The following is a 22,420-nucleotide window of genomic DNA, read 5'->3' as shown; positions in this document are numbered from 1 at the left end:
GTGAACATATACATGACAAATGGCACGCATGATACAGATATGGTCAAAAAAGATCGCGCCGTCTTGGTGAGTCTTGTTACGGATGATGTAAAACGTACAGGTATCAACCCTGAGTACTCTTTAGAGGAACTGGTGAAACTTGCTGAGACAGCTGGAGTGGAAGTGCTAAGTGTACTTTCTCAGAACAGGGAAAAACGTGATACCAAATGGTTCATTGGTAAAGGTAAGGTGGAAGAACTCCGTGCAATCGCGGAGGAGCTCGGAGCAACTACGGCTATTTTTGATCAGGAATTGTCAGGTGCACAGGTTCGTAATCTGGAAGAAACACTCGATCTCAAAATTATTGACCGTACCCAATTGATTTTGGACATCTTTGCACAACGGGCCAACACTAGAGAAGGTATTATTCAAGTTGAATTGGCTCAACATAGCTATTTGCTGCCACGGTTGTCGGGTCATGGCAAGAACCTGTCCAGACTCGGGGGCGGAATCGGAACAAGAGGCCCAGGTGAAAGCAAACTGGAGACAGACCGCCGTCACATTCGTGGTCGTATCGATGATCTGAAACGTCATCTGGAAGAATTGACACGTCATCGTAAGTTGCATCGTGAACGCCGCAAAAAAACAGGTATTGTTCAGGTGGCCCTTGTTGGTTATACCAATGCTGGCAAATCAACCTTGCTCAAGCAGTTGACGGCTGCAGATGTGTATATTCAAGATCAGCTATTCGCTACATTGGATCCTACATCACGTACGATGGAACTTCCGAGTGGAAAAGAAATCGTACTTACCGACACGGTTGGATTTATTCAAAATCTACCGCATGATCTGATTGCAGCATTCCGGGCAACGTTGGAGGAAGTGAATGAAGCAGACCTGATCCTGCATGTTGTGGACGCCTCATCAGCTATGCGTGAAGATCAGATGCGGACGGTTAATACGATTCTGCAAGAACTTGGTTCAGGGGACAAGCCGCAGTTAGTCCTGTATAACAAAAAAGATGCATGCACACCAGAGCAGCTTGAGATGCTTCCATTGGATAAAGGCCATATTAAAGTAAGCGCATTAGACTCGGAGGATCTGCTTAAAATCCGTGAATTCATTCAGACAGAGCTGACAGGTGATACGAAGCGCTTCCGTATTCCGGCAGAACGTGGTGATCTTACGTCGGTACTCTATAAAATTGGTGATGTAGTGGATACCAGCTTTGAAGAGAATGATGTCATTTATGAAGTTGAATTGCAAAAAGGTGAATATGAGAAATTTGGTTATATGCTTGAAGAATTCATTGAATTGTAATATTCATGACATATTGATGTGATAAGTTACACGATAATGGATATTCGACGTCAGATTCGTGCTATGAAGGGGAATGAAGTAAGATGGTAAGCTTTGATTCAGAAATAACTGAACTTCAACGTCAAGTGGAGCGTCAGATTGAAGGACAACTTCAACAGATTGATCGGATCACAGATCACAATCAATGGAAGGTGATTCATGCTTTCCAACAGCGAAAAGTAAGTGATTTTCACTTTGCAGGTTCAACAGGTTATGCCTATAACGATCGTGGCCGTGAAGTGCTTGATGAAGTATATGCTGATGTTTTCGGCGCGGAAGCCGCGTTGGTACGTCCTCATTTTGCTTCAGGTACTCATACGATTAGTACAGCTCTCTTTGGAGTTTTGCGTCCAGGTGACGAATTATTGTACATCACGGGTAAGCCTTACGACACATTGCATAAAGTTATTGGCAAACCCGGTGATGGTACAGGTTCATTACGCGATTTTGGCATCGGTTACCGTGAGACGGCCTTAACTGATGAAGGTGGAGTGGACTGGGCAGCAGTTGAAAAAAGCATTACACCGGCTACAAAAGTTATTGGGATTCAACGTTCACGTGGTTATGACTGGCGCTCATCCTTCTGTGTTGCTGAGATTGCTGACATGGTTACGCGTGTTAAAGCGCTTAAGGAGGATGTCATCGTATTCGTAGATAATTGTTACGGTGAATTCACGGAGGAACGTGAACCGACAGAAGTTGGAGTTGATCTGATGGCCGGGTCACTGATCAAGAATCCTGGTGGAGGCATTGCGGAAACCGGTGGATACATATGTGGGAAGGAACAATACGTACAGCTGGCAGCTTATCGTCTAACAGCCCCTGGAATTGGGGGAGAGGTGGGAGCAATGCTGGGGACAACACGTGGCATCTACCAAGGACTTTACATGGCACCGACAATTGTAGGACAAGCTATCAAAGGAAGTACGTTTGCTGCTGCGATGTTTGCTGAATCCGGATTTGTAACCAAACCCGCCTGGAATGAAGCTCGCACAGATCTGATCCAGGCTGTTAAGTTTAGCTCTGCCGAGCATCTGATCGCCTTCGTGCAGGGGATTCAGCGAGCAGCAGCTGTGGATAGTCATGTGGTTCCTGAACCGTGGGATATGCCTGGTTATGAGCACCCTGTCATTATGGCGGCAGGTACGTTCATTCAGGGTGGAAGTCTGGAATTATCAGCCGACGCGCCTATTCGGGAGCCGTATATCGGGTATATGCAAGGCGGATTAACGTACTCTCATGTCAAATATGGCGTTTTGATGGCGTTACAGACTATGAAAGATCGTAAATTATTGTGAGTTTATCTAACACGTCATTGACACTTGGTAATAACTAAATGTACAATAGGGTGAAGAATAGATGACTGGAAGGTTGATGAACATGGGTGATGAAATCCGCAGAAATATGGCCTTATTCCCAATTGGTATTGTAATGAAACTTACGGATCTGTCTGCACGTCAGATTCGTTACTATGAGCAGCACAGCTTGATCGTTCCTGCGAGAACGTCAGGTAATCAACGGTTATTCTCTTTTAATGACGTAGAGAGATTGCTAGAGATCAAGGCTTTGATTGAAAAAGGAGTTAACATCGCGGGCATCAAACAAGTGATGAATCCTGTTTCAAAAGAATCCGAGGAAGCTACAGTTATCACGCCAGATACTGAAGTTAAACGCAGAGAGCTGTCCGATACGCAGTTGCACCGCTTGCTGAAGCAGCAGCTTGTATCAGGTAAGAGACCAGGACAAGTATCTCTCATTCAGGGAGAGCTTTCCCGATTCTTTAATAAAAATTAAATTCGCATAACTTGGCGAGTGAGGGGAAAACACGTACTTTTGGTGTGAGACTCCTTGACCCGTGGAACTTTCTAATGTACAAATATAACAGGCAAGCCAAATACGCAGATAAGAAAGGGAGAGGTTATAGTGAGTTATACAAAAGAAGACATTCTCCGCATTTCGAAAGAAGAAAACGTACGATTCATTCGATTGCAATTTACTGATTTGCTTGGAGCTATCAAAAACGTCGAGATTCCTGTGAGTCAGTTGACTAAGGCTCTGGATAACAAGATGATGTTCGATGGATCTTCCATTGAAGGTTATGTACGTATTGAAGAGTCCGACATGTACCTCTATCCAGATCTAGATTCTTGGCTTATTTTCCCATGGGTTGCAGAGAACCGTGTTGCACGTCTGATTTGCGACGTATATCTTCCGGATGGTAATCCGTTCCCAGGAGATCCACGTGGTATCTTGAAACGTAACCTGAAGGAAGCCCAAGATATGGGATTCACTTCCTTTAACGTTGGTCCTGAACCCGAGTTCTTCTTGTTCAAAACAGACGAAAAAGGAAACCCGACTAACGAACTGAATGACCAAGGTGGTTATTTCGACCTTGCGCCTACGGATCTTGGTGAAAACTGTCGTCGTGACATCGTTATCACACTTGAAGAAATGGGCTTTGAGATCGAAGCTTCCCACCATGAGGTAGCTCCAGGTCAGCATGAGATCGACTTCAAATATGCTGATGCTCTGAAAGCTGCTGACCAGATCCAAACGTTCAAACTCGTTGTTAAAACGATTGCACGTCAGCATGGTTTACATGCTACATTCATGCCGAAACCACTGTTTGGTATGAACGGATCCGGTATGCACTGTAACCAATCCTTGTTCAAAGGCAATGAGAACGCATTTGTTGATGAGTCGGACGAGTTGGGTCTGAGCAAAACTGCTCGTCACTTCATGGCTGGAACTCTGAAGCACGCACGTGCGTTTGCAGCAATTACTAACCCAACTGTGAACTCATACAAACGTCTTGTACCAGGTTATGAAGCACCTTGTTATGTAGCATGGTCTGCTAGTAACCGTAGCCCAATGATTCGTATTCCAGCTTCCCGTGGTCTGAGTACACGTGTTGAGGTTCGTAACCCGGATCCGGCTGCTAACCCTTACCTGGCTTTGTCTGTTCTGTTAAAAGCAGGTCTGGACGGAATCAAACGTGAGCTTTCCTTACCAACTCCAATTGACCGTAACATCTACATCATGTCAGAAGAAGAGCGTGTGGAAGAAGGCATTCCAAGCTTGCCAGCTGACCTGAAAGAAGCATTGAATGAATTGATCCGCAGCGAAGTCATCTGTGATGCTCTCGGCGACCACGCCTTGGCTCACTTCTATGAGCTGAAAGAAATTGAGTGGGATATGTATAGAACACAAGTCCACCAATGGGAACGCGATCAATATATCACATTGTACTAGTCGAAAAAACCTTGTAACTACGGGTTTTGAAGGAATGAACCGGGGAACGTTTTGAGGGAATTGCACTTCTATTGAGGTTGCGTCCCCCAAACGTCCCCCGGTTTTTGATTTTCTGATCCAAAAATACGGGAAGTGTACTCTTCATATTTATCAATGTTACACTTCTCTAGCTTTTTAGAAATATGAGCATACATATCGGATGTAATTTGCACACTGCCATGCCCAAGCTGCTCTTGTACAAATTTTATGTCGGCCCCAGCTTCAAGCATGATCACGGCATAGGTATGTCTGAAGGAATGGATCGTTAAATCCTCACTTAAACCCGCTTTTCTCAAAATTCTCTTCGAAGCATTAAAAAGACTAGATTTAGGCATCGGACTACCATCATTCCTGCACAAGACGAGATTTAAATCGTGTCTGTACATGGACTCCCCTAAATTGATCTTATTTTGATTCTGCCATGAAGCATGATACCTCAAATCATTTATGATTCCGTTACTTACATTAATGGTGCGGGTAGAATTTCCGGTTTTTGTATCTCCGAAAAGTTCGTCCTCGTCTTCAGCTTGAAAATCGAGTGTTACATCAACACGGATCATCTTTTCTTTGAAATTGATATCCGACCACTTTAGAGCGGCAGCTTCGCCTTTTCGTAACCCCGTTTCAATAAGCACTTTGAAGAAAAGCCAATAAATGTACCCATACCCTCGAGCCGTATGAAGAAATTTGGGGATGTCTTCTGAATCAATGAATTGGATCGTCTTCTTTTTGTGCGCTCCTTTAATAATTGAACCTTTACATAGATTGCGTAATATTTTTCCTTGAATCAGTGCATGTTCCATGGCTGAGTATACAGTAGAGTTGATGATCTCAACCGTACGTTTGCTGAGTCCCTTTTTAAATAGAGAGTCTAAAAAGACCTGATACATATCTGGTTTTAAATCTTTGAGCATCAGACGCTTAAAATAAGGTTTGATATGGGTGTTAAGGTTGTTTTCATGTAGTTTGATCGTATTCTTTCGTACAACTTCTTTTTTGTAGTTATTTATCCAATTTCGAATGTAATCGACCAAAGGAATGTAGCTCTGTTCGAACCCTTGCTTTAGCTACCTTAAAAATTCAGCAGCAGCAAATTCAGCCTCTGGTTTAGTTCGAAAACCCGCTTCGGATTTCTCTTTTTGTTGTTGAGTGAACGGATCGGTGTATTTTAACCGATACCTCCAGCCACTTTTTAATTTCTTAAAACTTGCCAATTTCATTCCTCCCTACTAGAACGTTAGTTTTTTCTGTATGTAAAACCGCCTCACAGCAATATAAGCGTAAGTTAATCAATTTTGAGCAGAGTAGTGAAATATTCTGGGTTAAAGATGAAAAAGGAGAAAGAGCTTCGAATTAAAGTCGGAAAAGATATTTTAAAAAAATCATCAAAAAACGAGCCTTCGGTAACTAAGGCTCGTTTGTGCAGGAGTCATATTTGGCTCCAATAACTATGTTTAAATTAGTGCAGAGGTTTCTTGCGGAAAAGTAACTAAAACAATTCTACCCTATTTCACAGGATTTGATCATACTTTAGCTTTAAAGTTCTTGTCCTTGGTTCGAGACCAGAACTTGTACCGATTGCCGAAAAGGAAATGATCTGATTACCGATTAGATAAGTATTTAACTACTTGTCACTGCTCTAATTCATTAAGCTGGCGGGCAGTTTAGTTTAAGATTAACTGAGGTGAACCATATCATCGCTAGTGATAAAGCAGAGAATTGAACTGGATATCGCATCGGCAACGCTGAGTTTGCAGGAAGGAGCTTAAAGTATTCACGTACTCGATACATGCGGAATGTCTAATATTGATGGTCCGTAAGGAATAGATGAGATGTGACAGTTTAGCTCAAACGACTTAATTGTATAGTGTTGACACTTCGCCCACTTGGAGTAATATGTTACTATTGAGATAGCATTCTATTTCCGATGAAGATAGTTTGAATGTTATTTATGAAGGAGAGACACTATGACAATGTTCGAGATATGTTCTATGCAAAGTCTATTTTATGAACAACGGCGGTTGTTTGTATAGAGCTAATAATATAAGTAACCGCTTAAATCCGGATAGTGATAATTGTTATAGTGTAGACTTTGCTACCTTAAAATTCAACTATTTTAAGGAGCGGCTATCATGAGATATGTAAATGCCGACATCATCTTTCCGGAAGAATTACTAAATGAAATACAAAAGTATATGAACGGTGGATTGGTTTACGTCCCTAAATCAAAAGGTTTGCGTTAAAAATCGGGGTGAAAATTCAGGCAGCAGAAAAATTATAATCTTAGAAATGATGAAATCCGGCGAAAGTTTCTCGATGGTGACACTATCGAGAAACTTTCAGATCGATTTTTCCTTTCAAGCGATACTATTAAAAAGATCGTTTATACAAAATAATAGCTTAACAAAAGTCGCATTGGAAGAAATCCTAATGTGACTTTTTTGTGTATAGTATAGTTTAAATTGTTTATTACATATTTTCAAGCTTTTACTATCGTTATAATAACATATAAGAGAAGTAGTTGATTTACTTCATAAAAACTGCCAGGGGGGATAACAAATGAATGATTTTTTTAGATTTGATACTGATGAAGAACGGCGGGCGTTATTAATCAGAGCAAGGAAAGTCGCTTTATCTGCAATTCGAAAGTATAACTTAGAATGGGATAACATCCAGTTTATTCAACTATCCGATACGATCACGTATAAAATTGAAACCAGTACAGATAACAATTATTTACTTCGCATTCATTCGGACCGATTAAGCAGAGAGGAAATTCGTTCGGAACTCCTACTGTTACAAGCACTGAACAAATCGAAAGATCTAAAAGTACCAGAAGGGATGGCAAATTGTGATGGTATTTATGTATTGGACATCGAAACAGAGACAGGATATAGGCGCCCTTATATAACGATGATGCGATGGATAGAGGGTGAAAAAGCAGCAGGTGAATTTACAGATAGTCAAGCATATAATATGGGTGTATTGATGAGCAGGCTCCATGAAGCAGCAAAGGATTTCAATCCACCTTCTGATTTTGTAAGACCTACTTGGGGAGTAGAAAGTTTTAAACGTGAAATGGCTAAGTTGGAACGTTACTATGAGCGTTTTTTATCCGAAGAGGGATGGAAGCTCTATCAAGATGCAGCTGAGAAGGTTGTATCCCAACTTACCACGATGCATCCAAGTGAACATAACTATGGGCTCATTCATGCTGATTTACATACCGGTAATATGGTATTTGAGGATAATCAACCCTATCCGATTGATTTTGGAAGATGTGGGTACGGATATTATCTCTACGATATGGCAGGCACCATATTGGAGCTTTGGCCAAAGCATCGATGGATGCTTATCCAAGGTTATGAGAGTATTAGGAAGTTGGAAACGGACTATATTCGGGATCTGGAATGTTTTTTTGTCATGTTCATAATCGAGAACTCCTGCCATCACTCCTCTGATCCAAGAGAAACAACTAGTTTAATCGCTGAACAAAAGTATGCCCAAGCATACATAAGAGAATATTTAAATGGTAATCCATTTTTATTCGAAGTGATCGAGCCTGTAAATGTGGATTAGTACTAACCGATACCGGGCTAAAATAATGATATCTTATGGTGATGATTTACAATAGGTCGCTGTTTAGAGTGTTTGTTCGTATCATCAAGTTTTAAAAACGTGAGCTATGACTTCGAGTTTATATAAGATCTACTTGTGTACTTAGCGCTGAAACTTTTCTGTTTATTATGAAGATTTATGCTTATTCATGAAGTTTGTCCGATCCAATTGTTCTTCAGCTTCTCTAGTTCCCCTTCATTTTCGGGGTGTATTTTGACGGAGCTGTTTGGGTCGTTTCGTGATTTTTTAAACTGGCATTGAGTTGGAATGAAGGCGACTCGAATTGGTGGGTCGTCTTTTTTCTTTTCTAGGGGCTTGATGGTTTGCGCCGAATGTTCAGTTCAGCGAGATGCCAAAAACGGTTGAGGCATTATGGAAGATCGAGCTTTTATATGGAAAGCATCCGTCCTATACGGAGCGTCCAGAATGGGTAGCTGTAGGAATGATGGGAAAACTTCTGAAAAGAGATGATGGCACATGTCGAGAGAACGGGTACTGTATAGAACGTTATTTCTTTTTTTGTGTATGTAAAACCGCCTTACAGCGGTGTAAGCGCAAGTTAATCAAAGTATCGAACAGAGCAGTAAAATGTTGTTGTTGAAAGATGTAAAAAGGAAAATCTTCGAATTAGTAACGGAAAAGATATTTTACAAGATACATCAAAAAACGAGCCTTTGTATATAAGGCTCGTTTGTGCAGGAGTCATATTTGGCTCCGAAAGTTATGTTTAGTCTACTACATTTGTTTTATCGCTGAGAAAGTAACTATAACAATTCTACCCTATTTCAGAGAATTTGACCATACTTTAGCTTTATAGTTCATGTCCTTAGTTCTATACCATAACTTGTACCTTGTACCAATTTTTGGAATGTAGATGTGTCTAATCATTGTGCGTTTAACTGAAAATATCATTTAGTATCCTAGCGCATGAGAAGTTACATATTATTATATAGCAACTGAAACGCTGAGATAGGGAGTCAGATATTAAAAAACGAAATATAGTACTGAAAATAGCTGTTAAGCAAAGGGAATTATACTGGTTAAAGCTATCATCATAAATATTGTTTAAAAACTTTAAGGTATATAAGAGAAATTATACCAAATTTATGTCATAATATTTTTGAGTTGGAAATACAATACTTGATTCTGTGAACAAGAGGTGAGAGCAACTATGAAAAATAGAAACATAACAGGTATTGTATTGGCTATAATCTATTGCATTGTTCTTTACTTTATTTTAACAGATTCTCCGCCTGGCGAAGCTCCAAATAATCCGTTCTGGATTTATTTGTTTATTCCAATTGGGGCTATTGTGATTACATCTTTGTTTGATTACGTAATCAAATTCGATTTTTTTAGAAAAAAGAAAGATTAGAATTGAATGGAGGACTAAAATGATACAAACAATGAAAATTGCTAAAACATTTTAGCCGGAGTCATGCTTTCTACATCTATCTCAATTCCAGTATTCGCTCAAGATCAGGCAAATTCTTTACCAGCACTTCAAGTGGAAAATAGCCTTTTAGAACTAGTCGAAAATTACAACCGATAATTCCATCACTTTTAAAGACGGTTCTACATTAATTCAATATGACAGCTATTATATTGCAACAGATTTAAATGGTAAAGATGAGTTAAAAATTACAAAAGTTGATGATACTAAAGTAAAGTATGAAAATCTTCAAACTGGCGAAGTGAATTATGCTACAAACGAAATAAAACCTATTCACGAAGATCTCAGTTTCTCACCACAAGCATTAGCGGACGGTTATGTATATAAAGGCAAAGTGGAAAATTCCACTGAGATAATATATGCCACTGCTTCTGCAATAGCAGGTATACTCGCTTCCTTTATTGGAGGACCTGTAGGTGGAAAAATAGCAGGTATACTTGTAAGTATCGGTGGTTATTATCTTTCTAAGGATGCTCCTAGAGCCTACTGGGTAACAAAAACATACACTAGAGATGTTAGGCATAGTGATTTTAGTGCGACATTATTCATCAGGAAGGACCATCACTATTATAAATATCATAATTATACAGGTTTCATTGAAACAGCATCGACAATCCAGACTTGCCAACCTTTTGGTTGTGGTCCAGTAAACGAGTATTAATTCTTTTATGTTGTGGGAAAGAAAAAGCCGATTAAAGTTAAAATGTACCCTATAAGATGGACACTTTGAAAAAAGCCCATCTTATAGGGTATTTTGTTTATAATGAAAAAAAAGAGGTTGGAGCGGAAATGTTACGACGAAAAGATTACTGACAAAGAAAGAACAAGAACTGCTAAAACGGAATCCAAATGTAATCGCTGTTAGCGAAAAGGCGATTACGTACACCGATGAATTTAAGCGCCATTTCATTGCACAAAATGAACAGGGGAAACTGCCACGAGACATTTTTGAAGAAGCAGGCTTAGATGTTGAATGTATTGGTTTGGAGCGTGTTCGTTCTTCCGGAAAACGTTGACGTGCTTCGTATCGTGAAGCGGGTGTAGAAGGCTTACAGGATACACGTAAAACAAATTCAGGTCGCCCATCGGAACGTGAATTAACATTAGAACAAAAGATTGAACGATTAGAAGCAAAAAATCAATTGTTACGAGCGGAAAATGAACTGCTAAAAAAACTCGATCTACTCGAAAGGCAGATGTTGAAAAAGAAATAAAAGTGGCACCAGAGCTGAAGTTTGAACTCATTTATCGGACGATCAGAACGTATAAAATGAAACGGTTAATCAGCTATCTATGCGATGTTATGGAAGTATCACGTTCTGGATACTACAATTGCTTCTCTGAAAAATCAGTGCAGAAGCGTGTAGCTAAAGCCAAAACAGATAAGATTGTAAAGGCGTATCATTTTCGTGGACGAAAAAAAGGAGCACACCAAATCAAAATGACGTTAGAAAATCAGTACAAAATGACGTACAACTTGAAGCGGATTCGCCGGATCATGAAGAAATTTGAGATCATCTGTCCCATTCGAAAGTCTAATCCAGCCCGTAGAATGGCAAAAGCAACGAAAGAACATCGCACTTGTCCAAACGAATTACAGCGCAATTTTAAGCCAGGCGAGGCGGGAAAGGTGTTATTAAGCGATATCACATATTTAACGTAAAAAGTCAATAAACGTGCGTATTTATCGACGATTAAAGACGCACAGACGAATGAAATTTTAGCGTATGAAGTTTCTTCTTCGTTAAGTATAGGAATTGCGCTAAACACGCTTCGTAAATTACAGAAGCATCGCCATTTAACCAAAGATGCGTTGATCCATTCTGATCAAGGCTTTCATTATACGAAACCACAATTCCAATCCGTAGTGAAGAAAATGGGATTAAGACAATCCATGTCACGTCGAGGCAATTGTTGGGATAATGCTCCCCAAGAATCGTTCTTTGGGCATTTTAAGGATGAAACGAATATCAAAGATTGCGAAACATTAGAAGAAGTAAAACGAGAAATTAAGAGTTATATGACGTACTACAATCATTATCGAGGGCAATGGAATTTGAAAAAGCTGCCGCCTGTAAAATACAGACAGCAGCTTCAACAAGTTGCCTAGTTTTTTTTCAAAATGTCCTTTACAAAGGGTACACTTTAGAATTCAGAAGCCTTCTTTTAGTATTGTTATATTTAATATACGTGAATTTTATTGTGATGACAAAATTACTCCATTTTCGTTACGTAACCTTCATAGTTTCCGTAATATAATCCGTTTGAGTAGGTAGTAGATGCTAGATTGAGTACTCCATACCAAACTCCATCAGCATAAGTATATGTCTTTGGAACATACTTCGCATCTCCATACTTATTGTTAGCATCTGAATATCTCACATATTTTTGCGTCGCCTGAATCGTAACACTTTGTGCAGTTACAGAACCTTGAACAGAAGATGAGGCAGAAGCAAGTGATGCTGGAACAGCAATACTTGCTACTATAGCAGTGAGCGCTCCAATTGTGGCTAGTTTCTTTTTCATGTAAATACCTCCTAAATTTTTTTGAATGAATTATAAAACTTTACTTTCTAAAAATACCATATAATTCTATGTAAAATTATGATATATATTACATTGTGATTTGTATTTCACCCCCTACAGATCTACTAACGTAACTTCCAAAAATTCCTCCAACTGATTAAGTAGTATATCCAATCTAAACAGATTTGGACGATCATGAAATGCAGCGGATGAGTGAGATACTAGATGACTTTTTTTAATAGAAGTAGTACAAGTTGATTTGATATTATTTAACCCTTTCTTCGAAGACAGCTCTCAGGAGTAGTTGTTGGATTAAAATCTGCTCGTTGTGAAGTTGTGGCCGGGAATGGATAAATCATCTGAAAGCAAATTGCCAAAACATGTCCCCTGATTCTTCTTCACTTGCCCACGTAACATTTTTGTGTTTATCTGTGACCAAGGCTTACCTTTATAACAAACATATTCGTTCGTCGATTTAGATAATCGCAAAACTCACTTTTCATTAATATTAAACTGTCTGAAGCAAAAGATTTAAATCAAACTTCCTTAGAAATTCTGATAGCCACGAATAGGAGGGAATACTAGCTTTCACTCTTTCAAAATTCCAACCATCGTTCAAATACATACAATATGGATGTTTCATTTGTATGTTGAAAGTTTCATATAGAAGAGATATACTTTAATTAAATTTTGAACAATTTAATTTTAAATAATTAATTGGAGATGTTAATATGGATCAGGCAAAACAACTGGTGACAGAACAACGTACATTTTTTTATACAGGTCAAACTAAAAATATTGATTATCGGATTAATGCGCTTCAACAGCTTAGAAAAGGAATTGAAAAGTATCAGCAACGGATTCAAGATGCACTTCGGGCAGATTTGAACAAATCAGAGGCGGAAGCTTACGGTTCCGAGATTCGCATTGTTCTGGGTGAACTGGATTTTGCATTAGAACACCTGCAGGAATGGGCTGCACCAAAACAAGTCCCAACCAATTCGGCTATGCCGGATGGGGTGAGTACCATTTACCCTGAACCATACGGAGTGGCTCTTATTATTGCACCTTGGAACTATCCTTTCCAACTGGCCTTTGGTCCACTGATTGGAGCAATTGCAGCCGGTAACTGTGCAGTTATCAAGCCTTCTGAATTAACACCAGCCGTATCTCGTCTGACGTATGATCTGATTCAGGAGATCTTCCCTCAGGAGTATATTGCGGTTATGGAAGGCGAAGTTGAGGCTAGCACAGCATTGTTGAAAGAGAAGTTTGATTATATTTTCTTCACAGGAAGCACAGGTGTTGGTCGCATTGTTATGAAGGCAGCTGCGGAGCATTTGACTCCTGTAACCCTGGAGCTAGGGGGCAAGAGTCCTGCTATTGTCCATAACGATGCAGAACTGAAGCTGGTGGCCCAGCGTATTGTTCGTGGTAAGTTCCTGAATGCAGGCCAAACTTGCGTTGCTCCGGATTATTTGCTTGTACATGAACAAGTTCATGACGAATTGATCAATCTGATTGGCGCAGAGATCAAAGATAAATTTGGGGACGATGTGTTACAGAACGCTGATTTCCCGCATATTGTTAACTCGCGTAACTTTGATCGGTTGTCGAAATTCCTAACAGATGGCAAAACGCTGATTGGTGGACGTTCTGTACGAGAGCAGTTGCTCATTGAGCCGACTGTACTTGGAGATGTGAACTGGGAATCAGCTGTCATGCAAGAAGAGATCTTTGGTCCGATTCTTCCTGTATTTACGTACAGTGACCTGAATCCTATGCTAGATGAGATTGTTCGCCGGCCAAAACCATTGGCGCTATATCTCTTCACACAGGATGAGCAGCTGCAGGATCAGGTTCTGAATCAAGTATCCTTCGGTGGGGGATGTATTAATGACACACTTTCTCATATGACTTCACACTACCTCCCGTTTGGTGGTGTAGGAGAGAGCGGTATGGGCTCATATCACGGACAACAGAGCTTTGATGTGTTCTCGCATCACAAGAGTGTTCTGAAACGCAGTGAATAATTAGCCGCTAAAATAACATAAACATGAAAAAAGAGGTTGTCCTGTTGATCAGGATAACCTCTTTCGTATTTCATTACATCTAGTTTTGTTACTCAAGTTAAATATTAATGAATATCTCGGAAAAGGCCAATGACTTTACCCAGAATACTAACATGTTTCAAACGTAAAGGTTCGAAGGTCGCATTCTCCGGTTGAAGGCGAATATGATCTTTCTCTTTATAGAACGTTTTCACTGTAGCTTCATCGTCTTCAGTCATTGCAACGACGATATCACCGTTATCAGCAGTTTGCTGTTGACGGACAATAACGTAATCTCCGTTAACGATTCCAGCTTCCACCATGCTATCTCCGACTACCGAAAGCATAAACACTTTCTGTTCGCCTACATAATGTGTAGGAAGAGGGAAGTAGTCTTCAATGTTCTCGGTTGCAGTGATTGGAACCCCGGCTGTAACCTTACCAACAACAGGAATACGTGCAACGCTATGAGCAAATTGATGAGAATGCTCAGATTCTTCTTGGCTCAAAAGCTCAATGGCTCTTGGCTTGGTAGGGTCGCGTCGGATCAAACCTTTTTTCTCCAAACGATCCAAATGTCCATGTACTGTTGAGCTGGAAGCCAGTCCAACCGCTTCACCAATTTCCCGTACGGAAGGAGGATACCCCTTCAACCGGACTTCATTTCGTATAAACTCCAGAATAGCCTGCTGCCTGCTGGATATCTTCGACATACCGTATCAACCCCATTTTAGTAACGTTTGGGAAAATTATAACATAGAACCTCCGTTCGTACAAACATAAGTTCTAAATAAAATAGCATTAAATCAGTGTTTTTTAGCTTATAGAACAGAAATTGTCCAAAAGTCAGAGCATAATACTGCAAATGTTTTGCACAAGTACTTGAAATAAGATATTGTTCCTTCTAAAAAAGAAGCGAACAATTGTTCTGAAAATCTATTGAACAAAACAAGTGTTCGTGTTATATTGATTTCAACAGATAGGAACAAACGTTTGGAGGCGGGCATTTAATGAGATATTCTACTTATCAAAGCATTTATGAACCAATGAATTCGGAACTGGTGAAGTCTAACATAGGGAACTACAAGAAGGTTTTAGCGCGTTTCAAGATTTCTTCATGGATGTTAAAGGTAGCCATTACTTCTATGATTATATTTATTGGATGCAGCACCGTTTTAACTGTATTTGCCGGCAATGAGAATGATGTTCTGCCAGGAGGAAAGATAGCTGTTTCACAAGGGGAAACATTATGGAGTATTTCTTTGGAACATAAACCGACGAATATGGATACACGTATTTATATAGAAGCAATTAAGAAAGTGAATCAACTTCATACAACATCCATCCAAGTGGGACAAGTACTAGCTCTACCGCAATTTGCAGAATAAAATGCACATCAATGAGTGTTAGCGCGTGTCAGCTTGACAAGCAGCCTTTATAATGGCAAAGTTAATATGACTTTGTATTTTTGGAGGGGACAAGCTTGGATATAGATAGTCTGGTAGCACGCATTAACGAATTGGCTCGTAAGCAAAAGTCCACTGGATTGTCGGAGGAAGAACTTGCTGAACGTGCCGAACTAAGAGAGATTTATTTGAGTAATATTCGCAGCAATTTCAGACAACAACTGGATACCATTGAGATTGTTGATGATGAGAATGACAAAGGCCACCAAGGCAAACTCAAACACTAACGAAACCTAATGATATCATTATGATATTTAGGTTTCTTCCTGTTATTTTGAGTGTGCAATTTATAGGGGGAAATGTTGGTTTACAGTTATGTAAGCCGATACAAAGACACATAAGGGGGATTCTCATGTCGCGTTCGTTCGAGAGAACGGTTAAGAAAAATTCCAAGCAGTTAAATCAGCAACGCAAAAAAAGTGGTCAACCAATCACTGGTACACCAGGTGAAGAAGTCTTTAAGGGACGCAGCTTGTTGTTCCCAATATTTTTGATCGGTCTCGCCTTTTTGTATCTGTTTATGAGCACATTCCTTGTGCAAGCTCCAATGACAACTTGGGACTGGGTGACCATGCTGCTTTACGTATTTTTGGCAGTCATCTTCATGCTTCGCCGTCCATACATCAAGATTAGCAGTAATCGGATTATAACGACGAAGGGTAATCGTGAACGTTCAATTGGGGTTGACGATATCGTCAAATTCAGAATTGAACCAGGTACAGTTGTTATCGAACATAACAGTCGCGGGAAAAGATGGGTGTTTACCAAGTTATTGAACCGTTACGATACAGATGCGATTGCAGAACGTTTGCTGAAATTTGCAAAAGCACACCAGATCACCGTGGAAACCGTCGAAAAGTAATTATTGCATAAAGGGGTAGATGATCGGAATGGCGTTAAAAGCGATTTTGTTCGACCTGGATGATACTTTATTATGGGATGAGCGTAGTGTTCGAGAAGCTTTTCATGAGACTTGTCTAATCGCAGCGAAAGAGACTGGGGTAAAACCAGAAGAACTTGAAGAAGCTGTTCGTAATGAGGCACGTGGGCTGTATGAATCATATGAAACCTTTCCTTTTACCAAAATGATTGGAATCAATCCGTTTGAAGGCCTATGGGCAAACTTTACTGGTGGGGATCAACCTGAGTTCCGTCAGTTGGAACAGCTTGCTCCAGTTTACCGTAAAGAATCCTGGCGTCGTGGCTTGTTGAAGTTGGGTATAGATCGGGAAGATCTTGCTGAACAACTTGCTGCGCAGTTTGGAGTAGAACGGAGATCCAGACCTCATGTGTACGAAGAAACGATGGATACCTTGCGTCAGTTACAAGGAAAGTACAAACTGTTATTGTTAACAAACGGTTGTCCTGCTTTGCAACAAGAAAAGTTGGATGGTGTACCTGAATTGACTCCGTTCTTTGATGAGATTATTATCTCGGGTAACTTCGGAAAAGGAAAACCAGATCCGTCGATATTTGAACATGCTTTGAGTAAACTGGGTGTTAAACCCGAAGAGAGCATGATGGTTGGAGACAAGTTAACGACTGATATTCGTGGTGCTTTATCATCTGGCATCCAATCCGTATGGATTAACCGTGAGCATAAGACCAACAACGAAACGTATGCGCCAGACCATGAAATAACACATTTATCGGAATTAAATCAGCTTATTGCTAATTTCTAAGCAGATCAGCTATAACATCTTTCCTCAGCACCCTGAAACATTGGAAGCTTCAATGAACGATGATGTCGTTCTTGAAGTTACCAATGTTTTTTTATTTGATTTTGTTGACTAAATTACCCTGTTAAATGAGATCTTCATTTATTTTGCTAAAAGTTATTGAAATTAGGGGGAAGCTGGATTAGAATGTAACTAACATACTAGTATGACTAGTATTTAGATTGTCATAAAGCAATATCTTTTTGACTTACTTCATTAAATGGAGGCAGGGAGTTATTGCTTATTATTTTCGATTGATTGTAAGCGCTTAATATTTTAGAGTATCTTCTTCCGATTTGGAAATCACACCACTTAGTAAGTGCTAAAGAATGATGTGAAGCACCTTGGATTGTGTGATTCTACATAATGCATCAAATTGATATCGCTTACATTTAGCGATTATCTATTACGCAGTGGGGGTGAAGTTAAAGGAGTTGTTGTCTTCTACAAGAGGAGAAACGATGGGAAATGTACATGAATTACTCTTACTTATCAAGTCCTGGATCGGAGTGAAAACACATGGAGTCGGAAACCGCTAAAACAACGTTAACCATGACATCTTTACGTAAAGAGAGCAGATTACGAACGGCAGCAACTTTGTTCCGCAAAGACTGGCAGCTGTATTCACTATTAATCCTTCCCATCATTTATCTCCTTATTTTCAAATATGGACCGATGATTGGTAATGTGATTGCGTTCAGACGTTTTGTTCCCGGGGGAAGTATATTTGGAGAAACGTGGGTTGGATTAAGGTACTTCAAAATGTTCATTGAGGACCCTACCTTCTGGAGAGTATTCGGTAATACGCTGATGTTAGGCGGACTTGCGTTACTCTTTACATTCCCGGTTCCAATTATTTTTGCTTTGATGCTTAACGAAGTGAAAAGTAAACGATTCAAGAAGTTTGTACAGACCGCGTCTTATCTGCCTCATTTTCTGTCCATCGTTATCGTTGCGGGTATGATCCTGCAGCTGACAGCAGTGAATGGTTCCATTAATGGACTGGTGGCTTTCTTCACCGGAGACAATATTCCTTTTATGCAGCGGGCTGAATGGTTCAGAACAATCTATATCACTTCTGAGGTATGGCAGGGTATGGGTTGGGGGGCAATTCTGTATCTGGCTGCACTGACAACCATTGATGATTCTTTGTATGAAGCTGCACGTATCGATGGTGCCAATCGGTGGAAGCAAACGATTCATGTAACGTTACCAGGGATCTTGCCAACGATTGTGACGTTATTGATTTTGAACATGGGTAATTTCCTGGCAGTTGGATTTGAAAAAATCTTACTCTTGTACAATCCGCTGATCTACGAAACATCTGATGTGATCTCCACTTACCTGTATCGGGTTGGACTGGAATCCAGTAACTTCAGTTATGCTACCGCAATTGGCTTGTTCGAATCGCTGATCGGTCTGATTCTGGTGTTCTCCGTAAATGCCATTTCACGCAGACTGACACAAAGAAGCTTATGGTAAAGGAGGAGAACCATGCAGGAATCCAGATCTTACAAGGTATTTAAAGTATTCAATGTCATCTTTCTGCTGTTCGTGGTATTTATAACGCTCTATCCATTCTTAAATGTCGTGGCACAATCCTTCAGTAGTGAGTCCTACATTAATTCGGGTAAGGTTAGTTTGTTCCCAAGAGGATTCAATGTGGAGACATACAAGACCATCTCACGTGACAGCATGTTCTGGACGAATTATAAAAATACGATTATCTATACTGTAGTAGGTACGTTAATCTCCATGTTTATGACGACTATTTTCGCATATGCCCTGTCCAAAAAGAGATTGATGGGTCGCAAGTTTCTGACGATGTTCGCCGTATTTACCATGTTCTTCAGTGGTGGATTGATTCCAAACTATGTGTTGATTAATTCTCTTGGGTTCAACAACACTATGTGGGCACTTGTTGTTCCTGGCGCAATTAGCATATACAACATGCTGATCATGAAGTCATTTTTTGAAAATATGCCTGAAGAACTGGAGGAAGCTGCCTCCATTGACGGTTTGAACACCTACGGAATCTTGTTACGCATTATATTGCCGCTTAGTAAAGCAGTTATGGCAACCATGGTGCTGTTCTACGCAGTAGGTCATTGGAATTCCTGGTTCCCAGCTTTTCTGTATCTGGACAAAAAAGAACTGTTCCCGGTCACCATTTATTTGCGCAATATGATTGCAGGAGCGACAAGTGGGGCATCTGCCGGTGCAACTTCAGCTGATAACCTGACACAGATTGCTGCGAATATTAAGTCAGTAACGATGGTATTAACCATCTTGCCGATACTCACCATCTATCCATTTGTCCAAAGATACTTTGTAACCGGTATCATGTTAGGGTCTGTTAAACAGTAATACCTAGCAGCTATATAAATTGAACTAAAGATGATTTACACGGAACACTCCGGTGATAAAGGCGAGCGCTCGCTTTTTATTGATTAAAAAGTTTTAAGTCAAGGTCAACCTAAACCAAATTCAGGGGGATAACCTAAATGAATCAAAAGCCACGTAAGTTTGTTGGTAAAATGGTGTTGGCATCAATGATGACCGTTGTTCTGGCAGCATGTAGCAGCGGTAATGGAGCTGGAGGTGACGTCACAGAAGTTCAAACCAAGGCAGCGATGGAGACGTACAATGTAGGTGACACATTCAAGGCAACTGAGCCGTTTAATCTATCCATACTATACAGTGATCATCCTATTTATCCTTTTAAAAAAGACTGGTTACTTTTCGATAAAATTACCGAACTGACGGGTGTTACGCTTGAGCCAACGATTGTTCCCATGAGTGACTACTCTCAGAAGAGATCCCTTCTAATCAGTTCAGGCGATGCACCGCTGATTATTCCCAAAACCTATCCTGGTGAAGAATCTGCATTTGTATCTTCCGGTGCGGTCTTGCCCATTAGTGATTACATTGATTTGATGCCGAACTTCAAGGATAAAGTGGAAAAATGGGGTTTGGAAGATGAACTGGAAGGACTTCGGCAAGAAGATGGAAAGTACTATGTGCTCCCGGGTCTGCATGAAGAAGTATGGCCGGATTATACATTACTGGTAAGAACGGATGTTTTTGAAGAAAATAACATCGCCATCCCGACGACATGGGACGAATTGTATGATGCAGCCAAAAAGCTGAAAGAAATCTACCCGGATTCCATTCCATTTTCGGATGGATTTAAATTCAATAGTACATTGAACATCGCTGCTACCGGCTTTGGTACCAAGGCTGGATGGGGTTTTGGTAACGGATTGACGTATAAGGAAGATCAGGATGGATTTGTGTACACGGCTACTACGCCGGAGTATAAGGAAATGCTAACGTACTTTAACAAGTTGGTATCCGAAGGATTGCTGGACAAAGAAAGTTTCACACAGGATGATGATCAGGCTGTACAGAAATTTGTATCCGGCAAATCATTCATGATTAATGGTAATTCCCAAACGGTGGTGCTGCACCGAAATGATATGAACAAAACGCTGGGAGAAGGTAAATACTCTGTTGCGAAGATTACAGTTCCTGGTGGGCCAAAAGGGCAATTAATGTCTGGCTCCAGACTTGAAAACGGTGTCATGATATCCGGAAAAATTCAAAAAAGCGAAAACTTCAAAGCTATTATGCAATTTGTGGATTGGTTATACTACAGTGATGAGGGTCAAGAGTTTGCCAAATGGGGCGTTGAAGGCGAAACATTTACCAAAGAGGGCGGAAAACGTAAATTGGTAGAAGATGTGAACTACAATGGCTTGAATCCTAAAGGCACGAAGGATCTGCGTATTGACTTTGGTTTCTCTGGTGGAGTATTTGCCTACGGTGGTACGACAGATCTGCTGCAATCGATGTTTAGTGAAGAAGAGTTGAAATTCCAACAAGACATGAAGGATACCAAGGAAGTGATCCCGGCAGAACCACCAATTCCTTACTCTTCAGAGGACCGTGAACGGGTGACACTTCTGAGTACACCACTGAAAGATTATTCGGATCAAAATACACTTAAATTTATCTTGGGTGAACGGGACTTGTCTGAATTCGATACGTTTGCCAAAGAGCTGGATAGTCAAGGATTATCTAATTATCTGAAGCTGGCAAATGACACGTACAAAGCCTACAAAGAAAACAAGCAATAATATAGTTGATGTTGGCCAGATTACCGTTTCACACCGATATATAAGTGGAACGGTAATTTGTGCTAAGATGAATGAATACGGCTGATAGAAAGAGGTCTAGGCATGTCACTTAATCAAAAAATTAGAGGCTCGACCCGGGCATATTCATATAACCTGTTAAAAGAACGAATTCTTCACCTGGAACTTAAGCCGGGTACCAAGATTTCAGAGAAAGAGATTGCAGATGAACTGCAGGTGAGCAGAACACCCGTGAGAGAAGCATTCATGAAGCTTGCTGAAGAAGAACTGCTGGACATTATTCCCCAGAGTGGAACGATCGTCTCTCATATTAATCTGGAGCATGTGGAAGAAGGCAGGTTTATGCGGGAGAAGATGGAGAAGGAAATCGTGACTTTGGCTTGTGTTTCTTTTCCAGAAGAGTTCAGATTTCGACTTGAAACCAACATTGCAATGCAGGAAGTCTGTATAGGGAAAAACAATTTCTATCGACTTTTTGAACTGGATGAAGAGTTTCATCAGATTTTGTTCCAGGGCACGGGTAAGCTAAGAACATGGAAAATGTTGCAACAACTGAATATTCCGTTTAATCGGTTGCGTTTATTACGTCTAGCGGAGGACTCCAACCTGGAGGTCATTATCTCCCAGCACAAAGAGATTTATCGTCTTATCACAGAGCGTCAGACCGAGCAAGCTGTTCAGGTGATGGAAGCTCATCTTAGACTCGTTGTTATTGAACAGGAATCGATAAGGGCGAAATACCCGCATTATTTTGTATAATGCACCGATGTTGTATACTACTCTCCATATGCATATGCGAAAA

At 40.3% G+C, this 22,420-nt stretch carries 19 protein-coding genes and 1 pseudogene; 16 read left to right on the top strand and 4 right to left on the bottom strand.

All coding sequences use genetic code 11. From position 1 onward, the window contains the following. Positions 1 to 12: 12 nt before the first annotated feature. The 4 genes from hflX (at position 13) to glnA (ending at position 4,590) form a co-directional block, all read left to right on the top strand. Positions 13 to 1,299: a GTPase HflX gene (hflX, locus tag MKY95_RS18615; protein WP_036672754.1), complete on the top strand. Its 1,287-nt coding sequence runs from the start codon at positions 13 to 15 to the stop codon at positions 1,297 to 1,299. An 83-nt stretch (positions 1,300 to 1,382) separates the two neighbouring features. Beyond that, on the top strand, positions 1,383 to 2,636 hold the full coding sequence (locus tag MKY95_RS18610) for a methionine gamma-lyase family protein (RefSeq protein ID WP_339193749.1): 1,254 nt from the start codon (positions 1,383 to 1,385) through the stop codon (positions 2,634 to 2,636). Between the two features lie 82 nt (positions 2,637 to 2,718). Further along, positions 2,719 to 3,132, top strand: coding sequence for a MerR family transcriptional regulator (locus MKY95_RS18605; protein ID WP_017687924.1), 414 nt, complete (start codon positions 2,719 to 2,721; stop codon positions 3,130 to 3,132). Between the two features lie 129 nt (positions 3,133 to 3,261). Further along, on the top strand, positions 3,262 to 4,590 hold the full coding sequence (gene glnA, locus MKY95_RS18600; RefSeq protein WP_036613569.1) for a type I glutamate--ammonia ligase: 1,329 nt from the start codon (positions 3,262 to 3,264) through the stop codon (positions 4,588 to 4,590). A 68-nt stretch (positions 4,591 to 4,658) separates the two neighbouring features. On the opposite strand, the gene MKY95_RS18595 is transcribed toward glnA, so the two are convergent. Continuing rightward, entirely contained in the window at positions 4,659 to 5,669 is a 1,011-nt protein-coding gene (locus MKY95_RS18595; RefSeq protein ID WP_339200009.1) for a site-specific integrase, read from the bottom strand. A 27-nt stretch (positions 5,670 to 5,696) separates the two neighbouring features. Then, the gene (locus MKY95_RS18590) at positions 5,697 to 5,843 is read right to left on the bottom strand and encodes a hypothetical protein (protein WP_339193747.1); all 147 of its coding nucleotides are present in this window, start codon (positions 5,841 to 5,843) and stop codon (positions 5,697 to 5,699) included. Between the two features lie 1,345 nt (positions 5,844 to 7,188). On the opposite strand from MKY95_RS18590, the gene MKY95_RS18585 reads away from it, so the two are divergent. The 3 genes and pseudogenes from MKY95_RS18585 to MKY95_RS18575 all read left to right on the top strand — a co-directional run bounded on the left by MKY95_RS18585 (position 7,189) and on the right by MKY95_RS18575 (position 11,810). Continuing rightward, positions 7,189 to 8,208, top strand: coding sequence for a phosphotransferase (locus MKY95_RS18585; protein WP_047843405.1), 1,020 nt, complete (start codon positions 7,189 to 7,191; stop codon positions 8,206 to 8,208). A 1,733-nt stretch (positions 8,209 to 9,941) separates the two neighbouring features. Then, positions 9,942 to 10,361, top strand: a complete 420-nt coding sequence (locus MKY95_RS18580) for a hypothetical protein (protein ID WP_339193746.1) — start codon at positions 9,942 to 9,944, stop codon at positions 10,359 to 10,361. A 148-nt stretch (positions 10,362 to 10,509) separates the two neighbouring features. Next, positions 10,510 to 11,810: pseudogene (locus MKY95_RS18575) on the top strand (IS3 family transposase). A 104-nt stretch (positions 11,811 to 11,914) separates the two neighbouring features. Here MKY95_RS18575 and MKY95_RS18570 read toward each other — a convergent pair. Then, positions 11,915 to 12,226 carry a hypothetical protein gene (locus MKY95_RS18570; protein ID WP_036673874.1) on the bottom strand — a complete coding sequence of 104 codons (312 nt, stop codon included), beginning with the start codon at positions 12,224 to 12,226 and terminating at the stop codon, positions 11,915 to 11,917. A gap of 731 nt (positions 12,227 to 12,957) precedes the next feature. On the opposite strand from MKY95_RS18570, the gene MKY95_RS18565 reads away from it, so the two are divergent. After that, positions 12,958 to 14,259, top strand: a complete 1,302-nt coding sequence (locus MKY95_RS18565) for an aldehyde dehydrogenase (protein WP_339193744.1) — start codon at positions 12,958 to 12,960, stop codon at positions 14,257 to 14,259. 104 nt (positions 14,260 to 14,363) lie between these two features. Here MKY95_RS18565 and lexA read toward each other — a convergent pair whose 3' ends face one another. Then, on the bottom strand, positions 14,364 to 14,990 hold the full coding sequence (gene lexA / locus MKY95_RS18560; protein ID WP_017688034.1) for a transcriptional repressor LexA: 627 nt from the start codon (positions 14,988 to 14,990) through the stop codon (positions 14,364 to 14,366). A 297-nt stretch (positions 14,991 to 15,287) separates the two neighbouring features. Between lexA and MKY95_RS18555 the strand changes: the two genes are divergently transcribed. From MKY95_RS18555 to MKY95_RS18520, 8 genes are all read left to right on the top strand, one after another. After that, positions 15,288 to 15,665 carry a LysM peptidoglycan-binding domain-containing protein gene (locus tag MKY95_RS18555; RefSeq protein WP_076210088.1) on the top strand — a complete coding sequence of 126 codons (378 nt, stop codon included), beginning with the start codon at positions 15,288 to 15,290 and terminating at the stop codon, positions 15,663 to 15,665. 95 nt (positions 15,666 to 15,760) lie between these two features. Then, complete coding sequence (locus tag MKY95_RS18550) at positions 15,761 to 15,970, top strand: DUF896 domain-containing protein (protein WP_017688036.1); 210 nt, start codon at positions 15,761 to 15,763, stop codon at positions 15,968 to 15,970. Between the two features lie 125 nt (positions 15,971 to 16,095). Continuing rightward, on the top strand, positions 16,096 to 16,605 hold the full coding sequence (locus MKY95_RS18545; RefSeq protein WP_017688037.1) for a hypothetical protein: 510 nt from the start codon (positions 16,096 to 16,098) through the stop codon (positions 16,603 to 16,605). 28 nt (positions 16,606 to 16,633) lie between these two features. After that, entirely contained in the window at positions 16,634 to 17,425 is a 792-nt protein-coding gene (locus tag MKY95_RS18540) for an HAD family hydrolase (RefSeq protein ID WP_101313670.1), read from the top strand. A gap of 555 nt (positions 17,426 to 17,980) precedes the next feature. Next, positions 17,981 to 18,943: an ABC transporter permease subunit gene (locus MKY95_RS18535; protein WP_036613590.1), complete on the top strand. Its 963-nt coding sequence runs from the start codon at positions 17,981 to 17,983 to the stop codon at positions 18,941 to 18,943. Positions 18,944 to 18,955: 12 nt separating this feature from the next. Next, complete coding sequence (locus tag MKY95_RS18530; protein ID WP_036613592.1) at positions 18,956 to 19,828, top strand: carbohydrate ABC transporter permease; 873 nt, start codon at positions 18,956 to 18,958, stop codon at positions 19,826 to 19,828. Between the two features lie 137 nt (positions 19,829 to 19,965). After that, positions 19,966 to 21,600 (top strand): extracellular solute-binding protein, encoded by a 1,635-nt coding sequence (locus MKY95_RS18525; RefSeq protein WP_076317605.1) that lies wholly within the window; start codon positions 19,966 to 19,968, stop codon positions 21,598 to 21,600. Positions 21,601 to 21,702: 102 nt separating this feature from the next. Next, on the top strand, positions 21,703 to 22,377 hold the full coding sequence (locus MKY95_RS18520; RefSeq protein ID WP_076317606.1) for a GntR family transcriptional regulator: 675 nt from the start codon (positions 21,703 to 21,705) through the stop codon (positions 22,375 to 22,377). Positions 22,378 to 22,420: the final 43 nt, after the last annotated feature.

Origin of the sequence: Paenibacillus sp. FSL P4-0176, assembly GCF_037975265.1 — a bacterium.
GTDB classification, from domain to species: Bacteria; Bacillota; Bacilli; order Paenibacillales; family Paenibacillaceae; genus Paenibacillus; species Paenibacillus amylolyticus.
Note: the sequence above shows the minus strand (reverse complement) of the source record. Positions and strands in the feature narration are given on the sequence as shown.